Consider the following 15,436-nt stretch of genomic DNA (forward strand, 5'->3'; position numbering starts at 1 on the left):
CGGCCATCGCACCAACGAAAGGACGACAAGACATGGAACTCGGCATCGGAGCCACCCTCGCCACGGACTTCGACGACGCGGTCGCCCGCACCCGGGCCGCCCTGCAGGAGCAGGGGTTCGGCGTGCTGACCGAGATAGACATGCAGGCCACCCTCAAGGCGAAGGTCGGTGCCGAGCTCGACCGGTACCTGATCCTCGGCGCGTGCAATCCGGGCCTGGCGAACCGGGCCGTCGGCATCGACCCGCAGATCGGTCTGCTGTTGCCGTGCAACGTGGTCGTGCGCGCGAACGGCGACGGCGTGGTCGTCGAGGCGATGAACCCCCAGCTGATGGTCGAGGTCACCGGCAATCCGCAGCTCGCGGTCGTCGCGGACGAGGCGGCTGGATTGCTGCGGGCGGCGATCGGTTCCCTCGACGCCTGACGGTCGACGGGCCGCGTGGCGAGATCGTCGGCGCGGCAGGATGTGTCCCGAATGACGGTGTGGTGAGGAGAGGCCCGCCGAGCGCGTAGATTGCTCTCTGTTCGTCACCCGAATGGAGTACGCATGTCTGTGGGAATTGGGGTCAGGATCGGCAGCCTGGTGTCGACACTGGTGGTCGCGTCGAATGAGCCGGGCACCCCAGATCCGATCGTCATCGTCCGGGACACCGTGCTCTACGTCGGCTCCAACAGTGAGGTGGTCCTCGGCGGCGGAGATCCGCCGGAGGGCAGCACGTTCGTCAGCACGGTCTCGGGTTTCGTTGCCCGCGTCGGAGATCCGGAGGGGGTGGCCGCCAGCGACGGCACCCGATACCGCGCCGAGGACGTGGTGGCCTCCGCCATGCGCGCCCTGGTGCGTGAGTGCGAACCGCTGCCCACCTTCGGAGGCCGCGACGGCGGTGCTCCCGCGGTGGTCGCCTCCTACCCGTCGATGTGGGAGGCCGACCTCGTCGCCGATCTGCGCAACTCGCTGAACTACGCGGGCCTGAACGAGATTTCACTCGTCTCGGATGCGGAGGCGGCGTGCGCCTGGTTCGAGTCCGAGGTCGCGGAGAAGCCCGGCCAGTTGATCGGCAGCTACCACGTCGACGATGCGGGCGCGACGGTCACGCTGGTCCGCTCGGGGGTCTCGAGCGGCCGGTCGTTCCGGTTCGCCGCCGGTCGTGGATCGTCGCCGACCGCGCAGTTGTCCACGGCACTGGGCGCATTCGGCTGGTTGCCGTCGAACCTCGATGCGGTGGTGGTCACCGCCGACGGACTGGTCGCCCGCGACGACGTCGCGTTGCGCGGAGTCGCGGACGCGCTCGCCGGGAAGTTCGGCGTGCACGTCGTCGTCGGTCCCGGACCCGAACAGGCCGCGGCACTCGGTGCCGCGATCCTCGCGGCCGGATTCCGCAGCTCGACCCGGCCGAACAAGCCGATCGGGCTGCCGCCTTCCTACGACGTCACCGAGGTGCTCACCGCGATCCGCGGGCCGCTGCTGCCACCCGAGGTCACCGCCGGCGAGACGGTGACCCCGAGCGAGGCGGCGGTGGCGGTCGACGGTGGGGAGTCGGTCGTGGAGGCGGAGTCGACGGTGGTGACCGTCGAGCCGGAGCCCGAGCCCGAGCCCGAGGTGCAGGCCGAGTCGGTGTCCACCCCGGACGGGGTGGGGGGATCGCTCGGCCGGGTCGTGCTGTGGCTGATCGTCGGCCTCGCGGTGTTCGCCCTCGTCGCGGCCGTGGTGGTGTTCTTCGCGCTCTGACCGGGCGTTCCTCGCAACGGGAGTGTGGTCGGCTCGCGCTTGTCACCTCACAACCCGTGTTTGTCGCCCGGGTATCCTGGCGCCCATGCCGCTCTCGCCCCGGGTCCCCGAACTGGCTGCTCTCGATGTCCTGGTATCCGTTGCGCGGCTGGGCAGCATGGGTGCGGCCGGTCGTGAACACGGCCTCAGTCAGCAGGCAGTCAGCGCCCGGGTGCGCTCGGCCGAGCGGCAGCTCGGCATCAAGGTGTTCGATCGCGCCACCACCGGCGTGACCCCCACCTACGAGGGTGGTCTCGTGCTCGAGTGGGCGACGGGAACACTCACCGCCGCAGAGCATCTCGCTTCCGGCATCTCCGCGCTGAGAGGGGAACGGGAGGCGAACCTGACCGTCGCCGCGAGCATGACCATCGCCGAGTACCTGGTGCCGGGGTGGACCGTCACCATGCGCCGCAAGAACCCGAACGTGGTGACGTCGGTGCGGTTGCTCAACTCAACCGACGTGGCCATCCAGGTGCTCGCCGGCGACGCCGACCTCGGGTTCGTCGAGGGGCCCGAGGTGCCCGCCGGTCTCGACTCGCGCGAAGTCGCCCGCGACGAACTGGTGGTCGTGGTTCCGCCCGGCCACCCCTGGGCGAGGTCCGGTCCGATCGCCCCGGCCGAGCTCGCCCGCACCCCGCTGATCCAGCGCGAGTTCGGGTCCGGTACCCGCACGACATTGGAGAAGGCGGTCCCCGGCTGCGTGGCCCCGCTGCTCGAACTGACGTCCTGCACCGCGGTCAAGGCCGCCGTCGTCGCCGGGAACGCGCCCGCGGTGGTGTCGTCGCTGGCGGTTGCCGCCGACCTGAACGACGGCCGCCTCGTCGCCGTCGAACTGCAGGGCCTGCGGATACCACGGCGGTTGCAGGCGGTGTGGGACCGCGACCGCGGGCTGCGCGGTTCGGCCCGCGAGTTCCTCGACATCGCTGCGGGCGCGCGGTGAGCGTCACCCGGTGATTCGCGCACGGCGAGTCCAATTCTTCCCGCCGAGGTGACGGCGGGTCATCCTGATCGGGTGTACCGGTCCGATGCGTTTGAACTCGTCACAGCCGAACGTCAGGGCTTCTGCCCGTCGTGCGCGCACCCGGCGTGCACGACGGGCCCGGGTCGAATTGCCCGACTGATCGGGCTCCGTCCGGCACCGGCGCGCTGCGCGGAGATCCTGATGATCGATCACGCCGCGTCGTGTGCCATGTACTGCCAGTGCCGGGATCCGTTCCACGGCGCCTGACGGACGCGCCCGGTGGGGTCGGACTCCGCTCGTGACCTCGTCGGGATCCGCGGCCAGGTCGTACAGCTCGCGGTGGGCGCGGGGTTCGAGGTGGTTCCTACCCAGCGCCGCCCGCGCCGCGCAGCTACCCGGCCACACCGTGCGGGCCTGCGGTCGCGGCGCAGAATCCTCGGTGGGCTCGACCGAAACGCTCGTATGCTGGCTCACGTGCCCGTGTGGGACGGTCGCGACTACGCCGAGGTGAGTGCGCTGCAACGCACGCTCGCCGGGCAGGCGCTGGCTCACCTCGCCCTGGACGGTGACGAGCGGCTCCTCGACGTCGGCTGCGGGGACGGGTACGTCACCCTCGAACTCGCGCGGCGGCTACCCCGCGGATCGGTGGTGGGGGTGGACGCGTCGCCCCGGATGGTCGAGACGGCGGCGCGCAGGCCCGTGCCGGACGGCACCTCGGTTCGGTTCCTGACCGCCGACGCCCGCGACCTGCCGTTCGTCGGCGAGTTCGACGTCGTGGTCTCGTTCAATGCGTTGCACTGGGTGCCCGACCAGCGGCGGGCGCTGGCGGCCGTGGCCCGGACGCTGCGGACCGGCGGGCGTGCGGTGGTGCAACTGGTGTGCGCGAGCGAGCGTCCCGGCGTCGAGGATGTCGAGATGGACGTGACCCGACGGGCCGAGTGGGCCGCGGAGTTCGCCGGTTTCGTCGCCCCGTACGTGCACCCCGACCCCGAGTCGTACTCCGCAATCGCCGAATCCGCGGGGTTGAAGGTGACCGGCCTGCACACGTGGGACATGCAGTGGGACTTCGGTTCTCGTGCGGACTTCACGCGTTGGTGCACCGTCGGATCCACCGACTGGACGGGTCGTCTCGCCCCGGACCGGGCGGATCGGTTCATGGCCGAGGTGGTCGCGGCCTACGAGGAGGTCGCAGGCGGGCCGGGGCTGTTCCGGTTCACCCAGATGCGGGTGGAGATGCGCCGGGCGGGGGACGGTGATCGCCGGCCGTGACCGAGCGAACCGTGTGTCAGACCCCGCCCGCGAAGCCGTGCTGGCGCCACGCCTCGTAGGTCACCACCGCGGCCGCGTTCGACAGGTTCAGCGAGCGCCGACCCGGGATCATCGGGATGCGCACCCGCGCGGTGACGTGCGGATCGGCGAGGACCTCCTCCGACAGGCCCGTCGGCTCGGGCCCGAACAGGAGCACGTCACCGGGGCGGTACTCGATGTCGGCGTAGCTCGTCTCGGCGTGCGCGGTGAAGGCGTACACACGTTCCGGGGCCAGCGCGGCCCACGCCGCCTCCAGGTCCGTGTGCACCGTCACCGATGCCAGGTCGTGGTAGTCCAGGCCCGCCCGCCGCAGCTTCGGCTCGGACAGGTCGAACCCCAGCGGCTCCACCAGGTGCAGTTCGCACCCGGTGCCCGCGACGAGGCGGATCGCGTTGCCCGTGTTGGGAGGGATGCGGGGCTCGTGGAACAGCAGACGGAACACCCGATCAGCTTGCCACCGGCCGTGGCGGGCGTGGTCGGCAACCCGGCATGCGGGTGTGTCGCGTCGTATGGTTGAGCAATCCCACAGGAGGCCGACGCCCATGGACATGCCACCGGAAGCGCTGCGACGGATCGCCGAGGACCAGGTCGTGTGGCTCACGACCGTCGCAGACAGCGGAACCCCCGCCCCGAACCCGGTGTGGTTCGTGCCCGACGGTGCGGACCTGGTCGTGTTCACCCCGCCGGGCTCGCGCAAGGTGCACAACATCGGCCTGCGACCGACGGTGTCGCTGAACTTCAACTCGGACGAACACGGCGGGGACATCGTCGTCATCACCGGCACCGCCAGTCTGACGCCGAACGTGCTGCCGAGCAGCAACCATCCCTACGTCGACAAGTATTCGGCCGCCATCACCTCGGAACTGCGGACGACCATCGGCGAGATCGACCGCCTGTACAACACCGAAGTTCGGATCACACCGAGCCGGGTCAGACTCACCCCGCCCGCATGAGGGTCGGGTAGCAGACGTCGGATGGCTGCCGGACACGCACTGCCGGTCTCGCCTGTCGCCGGGGCAGGGCAGTATCGGGGCATGGCAGAAGAGATCCAGGAATTCGTCGGCGAGGACTTCTCGGATGCCCGGCTGGCGCGCCAGCACTGGGTCGGGAGGCACTACACCGGCTGCACCTTCCGCGATGCGGACCTCAGCGAACTGCGGACCGAGCACGTCGTGTTCACCGACTGCGACTTCACGGGGGCCGACCTGACCGACTCGAAGCACACCGTGACCGCGTTCCGATCCTGCACCTTCGCGCGGACAACGCTGTGGCACAGTGCATTCCACAGTTCAACGGTGCTCGGGTCGACGTTCGAGCAGTGCCGGATGCGGCCGATCGAATTCGACGAGGTGGATTTCACCCTCGCCTCCCTCGGGAAGGCGGACCTCCGCGGCGTCGACTTCACCGACTGCCGGCTGCGCGAGGCCAACCTCGTCGAGGCCGATCTCCGGAAGGCGGACCTCCGCGCCGTGGACCTGCACGGCGCCCGCACCTTCGGGGTCCGCCTCGAGGAAGCGGACCTGCGGGGCGCGCACGCCGACGCCGGCCTGTGGACGAATGCGAAACTCGGGGGCGCCAAGATCGACCTCACCCAGGCGGTCGCCCTGGCCGCCGCGCACGGACTGGTCGTCGAGCATTGAGTCCCGAGCCCCGGCGCCCGACCGGTCACGAACGAATGACCGGTCTGCCCTGGGATGCGTCGTACCGGGAGGGCCCCGCTCCCTGGGACACCGGCCGACCGCAGCCGGCCGTCGTGCGGGTCGCCTCCGAGGGAGGCTTCACCGGATCCGTGCTCGATGCGGGCTGCGGGACCGGGGAGAACGCGCTTCACGTTGCGGCACTGGGATTGTCGGTCCTGGGTGTCGACGTGGCCGAGACGGCCCTGGCGATCGCCCGGACGAAGGCGGAGGACCGGGGAGTGGAGGTCGAGTTCGCGGCGGCCGATGCTCTCGACCTGGCGGGTGTGGGCCGCACGTTCGACACGGTGCTGGACAGCGGACTGTTCCACACCTTCGACGGTGCCGAGCGCTCGCGGTACGTCGCGAGTCTCGCGGCGGTGACCGAGCCCGGTGGCACGCTGTACGTGCTGTGCTTCAGCGACGGCGGACCGGACACCGGCCCGCATCCGGTCACGCGGGACGACCTGCGCGGCGCGTTCACCTCGGATGGCGGCTGGGCCGTCGTGCGCATCGAACCGGACCGGATCGAGACGCGATTCCACGACCACGGCGCGCCCGCCTGGTTCGCGACGATCAGACGGACCTGACTCCGCCTCAGCGCACGAACTCGCGCGCCAGCAGGTCCATCAGCAGGCCGTCGTCCCAGGTGCCGTCGTGGCGCAGCTCGTACTCGCGCATCACTCCGACGTCCTTGAACCCGACCTTCCGGTAGCAGGCGATCGCGGCGGTGTTCGCGACCGCCGGATCGATCACGAGGCGGTGGTGGTGATGGTCGTCGATCAGATGCGCGCACAGCACCCGCACCACCTCGGTGCCCAGACCGCGGCCCTGAACCTCGGCAGACAGGAACAGGTCCAGGCCGGCGTGCCGGTACTCCGGATCGGGTTCGAAGTACCACTGGGCGAAGCCCACCACCCGGCCGTCCTCGAGCACCGTGTACTTGGTGGTGTCCGGTTCGGTGACCTCCGGCCAGTCGTCGTCCGGCATCTGCCACCACCGGCGCACCTCCGGCTCCCGGTGGATCTCGCGCAGCCGGGCCCGATGCTCCGGTCTCAGCGCGGTCAGAACCACCCTCGGACCGTGCAATTCGGGCGCGAGTTCAGGACTGTGTGCCATGAGTTCAGTGTTACCTGAAACAATGGGCGCCGTGACTGCGACGATCCTGGATGGCAAGGCAACCCGAGACGAGATCTTCATCGACCTGAAGGCCCGGGTGGACGCACTCAAGGCCAAGGGCATCACCCCCGGGCTGGGCACGGTCCTGGTCGGTGACGACCCCGGTTCGGCCTCCTACGTGCGCGGCAAGCACGCCGACTGCGCGAAGGTCGGCATCAACTCGCTGCGCCGTGACCTGCCCGCCGACATCACGCAGGCCGAGCTCGAGGCCGTCATCGACGAACTCAACGCCAACCCGGAGTGCACCGGCTACATCGTGCAGCTTCCATTGCCCAAGCACCTCGACGAGAACGCCGCGCTCGAGCGCATCGACCCGGAGAAGGACGCCGACGGCCTGCATCCGGTCAACCTCGGCCGGCTGGTGCTCGGCAAGGAGTCGACGCTGCCGTGCACCCCGCGCGGTGTCGTGCACCTGCTGCGTCGCTACGAGGTGCCGATCGACGGCGCCCGCGTCACCGTCGTCGGTCGTGGCGTCACCATCGGCCGTCCGATCGGGCTGCTGTTGACCCGCCGCTCCGAGAACGCCACCGTCACCCTCTGCCACACCGGTACCAAGGATCTGGCCGCCGAGGTGCGCCGCGCCGACATCGTCGTCGCCGCCGCCGGCGTCGCGGGCCTGATCACCGCGGACATGGTCAAGCCGGGTGCCGCGGTCCTCGACGTCGGCGTCAGCCGCACCCCCGAGGGACTGCGCGGTGACGTCGCCGACGACGTGCGCGAGGTCGCCGGCTTCATTTCCCCGAACCCCGGTGGCGTCGGACCGCTGACCCGAGCGTTCCTGCTGAGCAACGTCGTCGAGCGCGCCGAGCAGCTCGCCGCCGAGTCGGCCTGACCGACGTGAGTGCCCGGGCCGGCTCCGCGAGCCGGTGGTTGGGGTTCGCCCGCCGCAACCTGCCGCTGCTCGTGGTGGCGGCCGTCGTGCTGGTCGGGATCGGATTCGTGCTCGCCGACCGGTGGCGTCGAGGTGCCTTCGTGTTCGGCATCGCGACGCTGCTGGCCGCCGGGTTCCGGCTCTGCCTGCGGCCGGAGGAGGTGGGCCTGCTTGCCGTGCGCGGGCAGGCTTTCGACGTCACCGCACTGACGCTGGTCGGGGGCACGATCGTGTGGCTCGCCGTCTCCATCGACCCGCTCGGGACCGGCTGAGCCGCACCCGAGCGAGCAACAGGCGCCCCGAGTCGGCCGCCGAAGGCGTGCGCCGGTGATGCCACCGTCGAGGCGGCAGCACCGGCCCGGCGGCGACTACGGGTTGGCGCGGATCGTCCGGGCCAGCGCCAGGGTCTCGTCCATCAGTTCGGTGACCCACTCGACCTCGGTGAGGAAGCCGTCGTGCCCGGCGGGTGAGTGCACCACCCGCGCACCGTCACAACCCGGGAGCATGTCCGCCATCTCCAGGACCTGGTTCAGCGGCATGATCCGGTCGGAGTCGATGGCGCCGACGATCACCGGGACCGGGGTCGACGCGAGGGCGGCGGGAATGCCGCCGCGGCCGCGGCCGACGTCGTGCTTGTTGGCGCAGTGGGTGAGGGCGACGAAGGAGCCGGCGTCGAAGGTTGCCACCAGTTTGTTCGCGCAGTACTCGAGGTAGCTCTGGACCGCGTACCGGCCGCCGTTCCAGATGTCCTCGCCGTCCTGTGCGGCATTCTCGAACTGGTCGTCCAGGGCGGCGGCGCCGCGGTACGTCAGGTGCGCGAACCGGCGGGCGATGTTCAGCCCGTGGTCCGGCGAGGTGCCGGTGCCGTAGTAGTCGCCGCCGTGCCAGTTCGGGTCGGAGGCGATGACGTCGATCTGGGCGGTGTGGCCGCCGATCTGGTCTGCGGTCGCGCGGGGGCTGACCGCGAGGATCAGCGCCGACGCGATCCGGTCCGGGTGGCCGATTATCCATTCGAGGGCACGCATGCCGCCCAGTGAGCCGCCGACGACGGTCGCGAACCGCTTGATGCCCAGTTTGTCCGCCAGTACGCGTTCCGTTTCGACCTGGTCGCGAACCGAGATCGCGGGAAACCGCGAGCCCCAGGCGCGGCCGTCCGGTGCGGGCGAGGAGGGTCCGGTCGTGCCGCGGCAACTGCCGAGCACGTTGGTGACGAGAACACACCATTCGTCGGTGTCGATCGGGGCGCCGGGGCCGACCATGCCCTCCCACCAGCCGGGGGTGGGGTGTACGTCGTCGGCGGGGCCGACCACGTGGGAGTCCCCGGTGAGAGCGTGTTCGATCAACACGATGTTGTCCAGGTCGGGGCTCGGCTCACCCCAGCACTGAACGGCGATCGTGACGTCGGGCAGTTGCTCGCCCGACTCGAGGTGCAGCGTGCCGATCTCGAGATGGACCATGGTCCCGTCTGTCGGCGGAAACGCCAGGAGGGGCCGAGTGTCAGGCGACAGGGTGGTTGTCGCCGCGGCGAAACCGGCAGCCCCAGCGGGGCGCCGGCGGATGCCACCGGGCAGCGGGTGGGTCGTGGTCGGATCTGTTGCTGTAGGGAGCACGGCGCGATGTTATCGAGCTGAGACACTCCCGATGAGGGCATTGGCGAAACTGGGTCTCGCCCCGCGTTCAGCCGATGCGACCTGCTCGGGCCAGCGTCATCGTCTCCCCGAGCAGGCCCGTCACCCACGCCGCCTCGGTGAGGAATCCGTCGTGTCCATCGGCGGAGTGGACCACGCGCAGCCCGTCGCAGCCGGGCAGCAGGGTCGCCAATTCCTCGAGTTGGCGCAGCGGGAACAGTCGATCGGAGTCGATGCCGCCGACGATCACCGGGACCTGTGTCGAGGTCAACGCGGCCGCGACCCCGCCGCGCCCACGACCGACGTCGTGCCGGTTGATGACGTCGGTGAGCACCACGTAGGTGCCGGGGTCGAAGCGGTCCGCCAACTTCGCTGCCTGGTAATCGAGGTAACTCTGCACCGCGTACCGGCCGCCGGCCCGGGGGTCTTCACCCGGCTGGGCGTCGTTCGCGAAGCGCCAGTCCAGGCCCACCTCGGCGCGGTAGGTCAGGTGCGCGATCCTGCGCGCCAGGGCCAGGCCGGCCTCGGGGGAGCGGCCGGTGTCGTGGTAGTCGCCGCCCTGCCAGTCGGGGTCGCCGGTGATCGCGGCGATCTGGGTGCTCTGGGTGCCGATCTGGTCCGCGCTCGCGCGGGCACCGACCGCCAGGACCATCGCGGCCTCCACCCGTGTCGGATGGCCGACGATCCACTCCAGGGTGCGCATGCCACCCATCGAGCCGCCGACGACTGCCGCGAAGCGATCGATTCCGAGCAGGTCCGCGAGCGCGACCTCGGCGGCGACCTGGTCGCGGATGGAGATCGCCGGGAACCGCGACCCCCACGGGGCGTTGTCAGGTGCCCGAGACGAGGGGCCGGTGGAGCCGTCACACCCGCCGAGCACGTTCGCCGCCACCACGCACCATTCCTCGGTGTCGATCGGCGCGCCGGGTCCGACCTGCTCGTTCCACCAGCCGGCGAGGGGCAAGCCCGGTCCCGCCTCGCCGGTGACGTGGGAATCGCCGGTCAGGGCATGCTCGACCAGCACGATGTTGTCGCGGGCCGGGGTCGGCGTGCCCCAGCACTGGACGGCGAGGACGACGTCGGGGAGCACGACACCGTTCTCGAGGTGCAACGGTCCGATGTCGATCGCGATCCGTGTCCCGTCCGTCGGGAGTGGCCATCGCGCTCCCGACGCTGCAGGCGCGGGCTGCCCGTCGGGTGCGGAGCGTACGGGCGGCGGGTCGGTCACAGACACGTTTCCGATGCTAACGATTTGGTGTTGAGGGCGCCACGAACCACGCGCGTGTCGTGACATCCGCCCGCCGGGACGGGCCCGGTGTGGGCTGTCTAGCGGACGCGGCAGTCGGTGCGGTGTGCCCTGGCCAGTGCCATCGTCTCGCCGAGCAGGGTGGTGACCCACGCCGCCTCGGTGAGGAATCCGTCGTGACCGTCCTTCGAGTTCACCACCCGCAAACCCTCGCATCCGGCGAGGTGGGTGGCGATCTCCCGCTGCTGCCACAGCGGGTAGAGCCGGTCCGAGTCGACGCCACCGACGATGGTCGGGACGGTGCAGGAGGCCAGTGCCGCCTCGATGCCGCCGCGACCGCGACCGATGTCGTGGCGGTTCATCGCCTCGGTCAGCAACACGTAGGTGCCCGGGTCGAAACGGGCCACCAGCTTGTCGGCCTGGTGCTCGAGGTAGCTCTGAACGGCGTAGCGGCCGCCGTCGAGCGGGTTCTCGCCCTGCTGGGCGTCGTTCGCGAAGCGCGCGTCGAGTTCGCTCTCCGTGCGGTAGGTCAGGTGCGCGATCCTGCGCGCGATACGCAGCCCGGCCTCGGGTCTGCGGCCCGTGCCGTGGTAGTCGCCGCCCAGCCAGTCCGGATCGGAGGTGACAGCTGCGATCTGGGTGGTCTGCGTGCCGATCTGATCCGCCGTCGCGCGGGCGCCCACGGCCAGGACGAGTGCGGCCGCGACCCGCTCCGGCTGGCCGACGATCCACTCCAGGGTGCGCATGCCGCCCATCGACCCGCCGAGCACCGCGGCGAACCGTTCGATGCCGAGCCGGTCCGCGAGCGCCACCTCGGCTGCCACCTGGTCGCGGATGGAGATCGCCGGGAACCGGGATCCCCACGGTCGGCCGTCCGGGGCGATCGAGCCAGGGCCGGTGGTGCCGCGGCAACCGCCGAGCACATTGGTGGCCAGCACGCACCACTCGTCGGTGTCGATGGGCGCGCCGGGGCCGACCATGCCGTCCCACCACCCGGGCGACGGGTTGTCGGCGTCGGCAGGCCCGGTCACGTGTGAGTCACCGGTCAGTGCGTGCTCGACGAGCACCACGTTGTCGCGGGTCTTGTTCGGTTCGCCCCACACCTGCACGGCCAGAGTGACGTCGGGGAGCACCGCGCCGCTCTCGAGCGTCACCGCGCCGATGGAGACGGACGTCAGCCGCCCGTCCGGCGACGGGAATCCCTCGTGGGACCCGGCCGGACGGGCGCCCGAAACGGAACCGATCGTCAAGATGCCGCCGCCGCGAAACCGGTTTCGAGGTCGGCCAGGATGTCGTCGATGCCCTCGATGCCGACCGCCAGGCGAACCAGGCCCGGGGTGACGCCGGACGCCAGCTGCTCCTCCGCGCTCAGCTGGGCGTGGGTGGTGGACGCGGGGTGGATGACGAGTGAGCGCACGTCGCCGATGTTAGCGACGTGGCTGTGCAGGGTCAGGGCGTCGACGAACTTCTTGCCCGCCTCGACACCGCCGGCGAGTTCGAACGCGACGATCGCGCCCGCGCCCTTCGGGGCCAGCTTCTGGGCCCGCTCGTACCAGGGCGAGCTGGGCAGACCGGCATAGGAGACCGAGGTGACCTCGTCCCGGCCCTGCAGGAACTCGGCAACCGCGGTGGCGTTCTGCACGTGCCGCTCGATGCGCAGGCTCAGGGTCTCGATGCCCTGGCTGATCAGGAACGCGTTGAACGGCGAGACCGCCGACCCGAGATCGCGGAGCAGCTGGACCCGCGCCTTGAGGGCGTAGGCCGGCGCACCGAGGTCGGCGAACACGACGCCGTGGTAGCTCGGGTCCGGGGTGGTGAAGCCGGGGTGGCGACCCTGAGTCCAGTCGAAGGTGCCGCCGTCGACGATGACACCGGCGATCGCGGTGCCGTGGCCGCCCAGGTACTTCGTCGCCGAGTGCACGACGATGTCGGCGCCGTGCTCGAGCGGGCGCAGCAGGTACGGGGTGGCGACGGTGTTGTCGACGATCAGCGGGATGCCGGCGGCGTGCCCGACCTCGGAGATGCCGGGGATGTCGAGGACGTCGTTGCGCGGGTTCGCGATGGACTCGCCGTAGAACGCGACCGTGTTCGGGCGGATCGCGGCCTTCCACTGCTCCAGGTCGTCCGGATCCTCGACGAAGGTGACCTCGATGCCGAGCTTCGGCAGCGTGTAGTGGAAGAGGTTGTAGGTGCCGCCGTACAGGCTCGGGCTGGACACCACGTGGCTGCCGGCGCCCGCGATGTTCAGCAGCGCGAAGGTCGACGCGGCCTGACCGGAGGACAGCAGCAGCGAGGCCACGCCGCCCTCGAGCGCGGTGATCCGCTGCTCGACCGCGTCCTGCGTCGGGTTCATGATCCGGGTGTAGATGTTGCCCGGCTCGGCGAGCCCGAACAGCGCGGCGGCGTGGTCGGTGTTGTCGAACGTGTACGAGGTGGTCTGGTAGATCGGCAGCGCGCGTGCCTTGGTGGTGGCGTCCGATGTCTGGCCGGCGTGGATCTGCTTGGTCTCGAAGGTCCAGTTGGCGGTCGGATCGGTTGCGTTCTCGCTCATGAGTTGGCTCTGCTCCAAGAGTGTCGGGAGATGAGGCGCGGCAAGGGCGCCCGGGGCTGGCTGGGGCCTATCTGCGACAACAACACATGGTGAAACCTCCGGTGGGTCGTGGCCCGGTTGGTGGGTCCGTCCCAGCGGACCCGCGCTTGTCCTCCGTTCCGGAGGACCAGGTCATCACCCGGGGCACCCCACCGCGGATGGAGGGTTGCCGACCAGCGAGCCGGGGCTTGGCACTGGCACTCATGACCTGGCAGCGATCTTAGCGGTACCGGTCACACCCTCGACAACGGGTTCGGTTCACGCGGGCAGCAATTCTGCGATCAGCGCCTCGACGAGGGCGCGGATCTCGTCCCGGACCGGGCGGACGTCGTCTAGGCCCTTGCCTGCGGGGTCGTCGACGGCCCAGTCGCGGTAGCTGACGCCGGGAAACCACGGACAGGTGTCCCCGCAACCCATGGTGATCACCACGTCGGACGTCTGCACCGCGTCGGTGGTGAGGACCTTCGGGCTCTGCGCGGAAATGTCGATCCCGACCTCCGCCATCGCGACCACGGCGGCCGGGTTGACGGACTCCGCCGGTGCGCTGCCCGCCGACCTGACCTCGATCGCGTCCCCTGCGAGGTGTGTCAGGAACGCGGCGGCCATCTGGGAACGGCCGGCGTTGTGGACGCAGACGAACAGGACGCTGGGTGTCATGCGGGCACCTTTCGGGAGAATCGCCCACGCAGGGCGAGCGAGACGTAGACGAGCCCGACCAGGACCGGGACCTCGATCAGGGGACCGACCACACCGGCGAGCGCCTGCCCCGAGTTCGCGCCGTAGGTGGCGATCGCGACGGCGATGGCGAGTTCGAAATTGTTGCCGGCGGCGGTGAACGCCAGCGTGGTCGTGCGTGCGTAGCCGAGTCCGAGGGCGGCGCCCAGTAGGTAGCCGCCACCCCACATGATGGCGAAGTAGGCGAGCAGGGGGATGGCAATCCGCACAACGTCCCACGGGTGGGAGGTGATCTGGTCGCCCTGCAGCGCGAAGAGCACCACGATTGTGAAGAGCAGTCCGTACAGGGCCCACGGGCCGATCCTCGGCAGGAAGGTCGACTCGTACCAGTCGCGACCCCTGGCCTTCTCTCCGTAGCGGCGTGTGAGGTAGCCGGCGACCAGTGGCAGACCGAGGAAGATCAGCACCGACTTCGCGATCTGCCAGGGCGAGGCGTCGATGGTGGTCTGCTCGAAACCCAGCCAACCGGGCAGCACCGACAGGTAGAACCAGCCGAGGACGGCGAACATGATCACCTGGAAGACCGAGTTGATCGCCACCAGCACGGCGGCAGCCTCGCGGTCGCCGCAGGCCAGGTCGTTCCAGATGACCACCATCGCGATGCAGCGGGCCAGGCCCACGATGATCAGTCCGGTTCGGTACTCGGGTAGATCCGGAAGGAAGATCCAGGCGAGGGCGAACATCAGCGCGGGCCCGAGGACCCAGTTCAGGAACAGGGAGCCGACGAGGAGCCTGCGGTCCCCGGTGACGGAGCCCAGACGGTCGTAGCGGACCTTCGCCAGGACCGGATACATCATGATCAGCAGGCCGAGGGCGATCGGCAGCGAGATGCCGTCGACCTGCACCTTCTCGATCGCGGTGTTGATCCCCGGAAGTGCGCGGCCGAGCATCAGTCCGGCGACCATGGCGGCGCCGATCCAGACGGGTAGGTAACGGTCGAGGGTGGAGAGCCTGCCGACCGGAGTTGCCGTGGTCACCGGACCGAAGCCGCGGTCAGCAGCACGACGTGGAGGACGCCGCGGTGCCGCAGCAGGTGCCGTCCGAGTTCTCCTCGCCGGTGGCAAGCAGTTGCGGGCTGGTCCCGAAGGCGTCCGAGTCGGCGAGGACGGTGTAGACCTCCCATTTCTCGCCGGCCGGGCCGGTCACCCACACCTTGTCCTGGGTGGCGAAGCAGCAGGTGGTGTTCATCTCCTCCTCGGTGAACAGGCCCTCTCCGGACAGGCGGGCGATCTCCTGGTGCACCCGCTCGGTCGACTCGACCTCGACGCCGAGGTGGTTGATGGTGCCGCCCTTGCCGGGGTTCTCCAGCAGCACCAGTTTGAGGGGCGGCTCGGTGATCGCGAAGTTCGCGTAGCCGGGCTTGCGCTTCGCGGGTGCGGTGCCGAACAGCTTGGAGTAGAACGTGATCGCCTGGTCGAGGTCGTCGACGTTGAGGGCGAGCTGGGCGCGGGACATGGCGGCCTCCTCGAAGTGCCAACC

General features: G+C 70.2%; 18 protein-coding genes and 1 riboswitch. Of the genes, 9 read left to right on the plus strand and 9 right to left on the minus strand.

Annotated features, from left to right (window positions below):
- The first annotated feature begins 32 nt into the window (after positions 1-32).
- The 4 genes from ACWDU4_RS08640 to ACWDU4_RS08655 all read left to right on the plus strand — a co-directional run bounded on the left by ACWDU4_RS08640 (position 33) and on the right by ACWDU4_RS08655 (position 3,993).
- A complete protein-coding gene (locus ACWDU4_RS08640; protein ID WP_450113464.1) occupies positions 33-422 on the plus strand; it encodes a DUF302 domain-containing protein in 390 nt (129 codons plus the stop codon).
- 123 nt (positions 423-545) lie between these two features.
- Entirely contained in the window at positions 546-1,724 is a 1,179-nt protein-coding gene (locus tag ACWDU4_RS08645; RefSeq protein ID WP_450113465.1) for a hypothetical protein, read from the plus strand.
- Between the two features lie 85 nt (positions 1,725-1,809).
- A complete protein-coding gene (locus tag ACWDU4_RS08650) occupies positions 1,810-2,703 on the plus strand; it encodes a LysR family transcriptional regulator (protein ID WP_450113466.1) in 894 nt (297 codons plus the stop codon).
- 495 nt (positions 2,704-3,198) lie between these two features.
- The gene (locus ACWDU4_RS08655) at positions 3,199-3,993 is read left to right on the plus strand and encodes a class I SAM-dependent methyltransferase (protein WP_450113467.1); all 795 of its coding nucleotides are present in this window, start codon (positions 3,199-3,201) and stop codon (positions 3,991-3,993) included.
- Between the two features lie 16 nt (positions 3,994-4,009).
- On the opposite strand, the gene ACWDU4_RS08660 is transcribed toward ACWDU4_RS08655, so the two are convergent.
- Entirely contained in the window at positions 4,010-4,474 is a 465-nt protein-coding gene (locus tag ACWDU4_RS08660) for a tRNA (cytidine(34)-2'-O)-methyltransferase (RefSeq protein WP_450113468.1), read from the minus strand.
- 100 nt (positions 4,475-4,574) lie between these two features.
- Here ACWDU4_RS08660 and ACWDU4_RS08665 point away from each other — a divergent pair, with 100 nt between their 5' ends.
- The 3 genes from ACWDU4_RS08665 to ACWDU4_RS08675 all read left to right on the plus strand — a co-directional run bounded on the left by ACWDU4_RS08665 (position 4,575) and on the right by ACWDU4_RS08675 (position 6,298).
- Positions 4,575-4,985: a pyridoxamine 5'-phosphate oxidase family protein gene (locus ACWDU4_RS08665; protein WP_450113469.1), complete on the plus strand. Its 411-nt coding sequence runs from the start codon at positions 4,575-4,577 to the stop codon at positions 4,983-4,985.
- Between the two features lie 81 nt (positions 4,986-5,066).
- The gene (locus tag ACWDU4_RS08670; RefSeq protein WP_450113470.1) at positions 5,067-5,672 is read left to right on the plus strand and encodes a pentapeptide repeat-containing protein; all 606 of its coding nucleotides are present in this window, start codon (positions 5,067-5,069) and stop codon (positions 5,670-5,672) included.
- A gap of 35 nt (positions 5,673-5,707) precedes the next feature.
- Positions 5,708-6,298, plus strand: a complete 591-nt coding sequence (locus ACWDU4_RS08675; RefSeq protein WP_450113471.1) for a class I SAM-dependent methyltransferase — start codon at positions 5,708-5,710, stop codon at positions 6,296-6,298.
- Positions 6,299-6,305: 7 nt separating this feature from the next.
- On the opposite strand, the gene ACWDU4_RS08680 is transcribed toward ACWDU4_RS08675, so the two are convergent.
- Positions 6,306-6,827 carry a GNAT family N-acetyltransferase gene (locus ACWDU4_RS08680; protein ID WP_450113472.1) on the minus strand — a complete coding sequence of 174 codons (522 nt, stop codon included), beginning with the start codon at positions 6,825-6,827 and terminating at the stop codon, positions 6,306-6,308.
- Between the two features lie 31 nt (positions 6,828-6,858).
- Between ACWDU4_RS08680 and ACWDU4_RS08685 the strand changes: the two genes are divergently transcribed.
- Together ACWDU4_RS08685 and ACWDU4_RS08690 are read left to right on the plus strand one after the other, a co-directional pair.
- The gene (locus tag ACWDU4_RS08685) at positions 6,859-7,719 is read left to right on the plus strand and encodes a bifunctional methylenetetrahydrofolate dehydrogenase/methenyltetrahydrofolate cyclohydrolase (RefSeq protein ID WP_450113473.1); all 861 of its coding nucleotides are present in this window, start codon (positions 6,859-6,861) and stop codon (positions 7,717-7,719) included.
- A 5-nt stretch (positions 7,720-7,724) separates the two neighbouring features.
- The gene (locus ACWDU4_RS08690) at positions 7,725-8,030 is read left to right on the plus strand and encodes a DUF3017 domain-containing protein (RefSeq protein WP_450113474.1); all 306 of its coding nucleotides are present in this window, start codon (positions 7,725-7,727) and stop codon (positions 8,028-8,030) included.
- A gap of 96 nt (positions 8,031-8,126) precedes the next feature.
- Here the strand turns inward: ACWDU4_RS08690 and metX (ACWDU4_RS08695) are convergent, their stop codons facing one another.
- The 7 genes from metX (ACWDU4_RS08695) to ACWDU4_RS08725 form a co-directional block, all read right to left on the minus strand.
- Positions 8,127-9,242 (minus strand): homoserine O-acetyltransferase MetX, encoded by a 1,116-nt coding sequence (gene metX / locus ACWDU4_RS08695; RefSeq protein ID WP_450113547.1) that lies wholly within the window; start codon positions 9,240-9,242, stop codon positions 8,127-8,129.
- A 193-nt stretch (positions 9,243-9,435) separates the two neighbouring features.
- A complete protein-coding gene (gene metX, locus ACWDU4_RS08700) occupies positions 9,436-10,620 on the minus strand; it encodes a homoserine O-acetyltransferase MetX (protein ID WP_450113475.1) in 1,185 nt (394 codons plus the stop codon).
- Positions 10,621-10,712: 92 nt separating this feature from the next.
- Positions 10,713-11,882, minus strand: a complete 1,170-nt coding sequence (gene metX / locus ACWDU4_RS08705; protein ID WP_450113476.1) for a homoserine O-acetyltransferase MetX — start codon at positions 11,880-11,882, stop codon at positions 10,713-10,715.
- On the minus strand, positions 11,879-13,183 hold the full coding sequence (locus ACWDU4_RS08710) for a bifunctional o-acetylhomoserine/o-acetylserine sulfhydrylase (RefSeq protein WP_450113477.1): 1,305 nt from the start codon (positions 13,181-13,183) through the stop codon (positions 11,879-11,881). Before ACWDU4_RS08710 ends, metX (ACWDU4_RS08705) begins: the two co-directional genes overlap by 4 nt.
- A gap of 137 nt (positions 13,184-13,320) precedes the next feature.
- A riboswitch (SAM riboswitch) is annotated at positions 13,321-13,431 on the minus strand.
- 49 nt (positions 13,432-13,480) lie between these two features.
- The gene (locus ACWDU4_RS08715; RefSeq protein ID WP_450113478.1) at positions 13,481-13,879 is read right to left on the minus strand and encodes an arsenate reductase ArsC; all 399 of its coding nucleotides are present in this window, start codon (positions 13,877-13,879) and stop codon (positions 13,481-13,483) included.
- Positions 13,876-14,934, minus strand: coding sequence for an ACR3 family arsenite efflux transporter (arsB, locus tag ACWDU4_RS08720; RefSeq protein ID WP_450113479.1), 1,059 nt, complete (start codon positions 14,932-14,934; stop codon positions 13,876-13,878). The genes ACWDU4_RS08715 and arsB overlap by 4 nt, the downstream gene beginning before the upstream one ends.
- Positions 14,935-14,950: 16 nt before the next feature.
- Positions 14,951-15,412 (minus strand): ArsI/CadI family heavy metal resistance metalloenzyme, encoded by a 462-nt coding sequence (locus ACWDU4_RS08725; RefSeq protein ID WP_450113480.1) that lies wholly within the window; start codon positions 15,410-15,412, stop codon positions 14,951-14,953.
- Between the last annotated feature and the right edge of the window lie 24 nt (positions 15,413-15,436).

The sequence above is a fragment of the Rhodococcus sp. NPDC003348 genome (assembly GCF_053589375.1).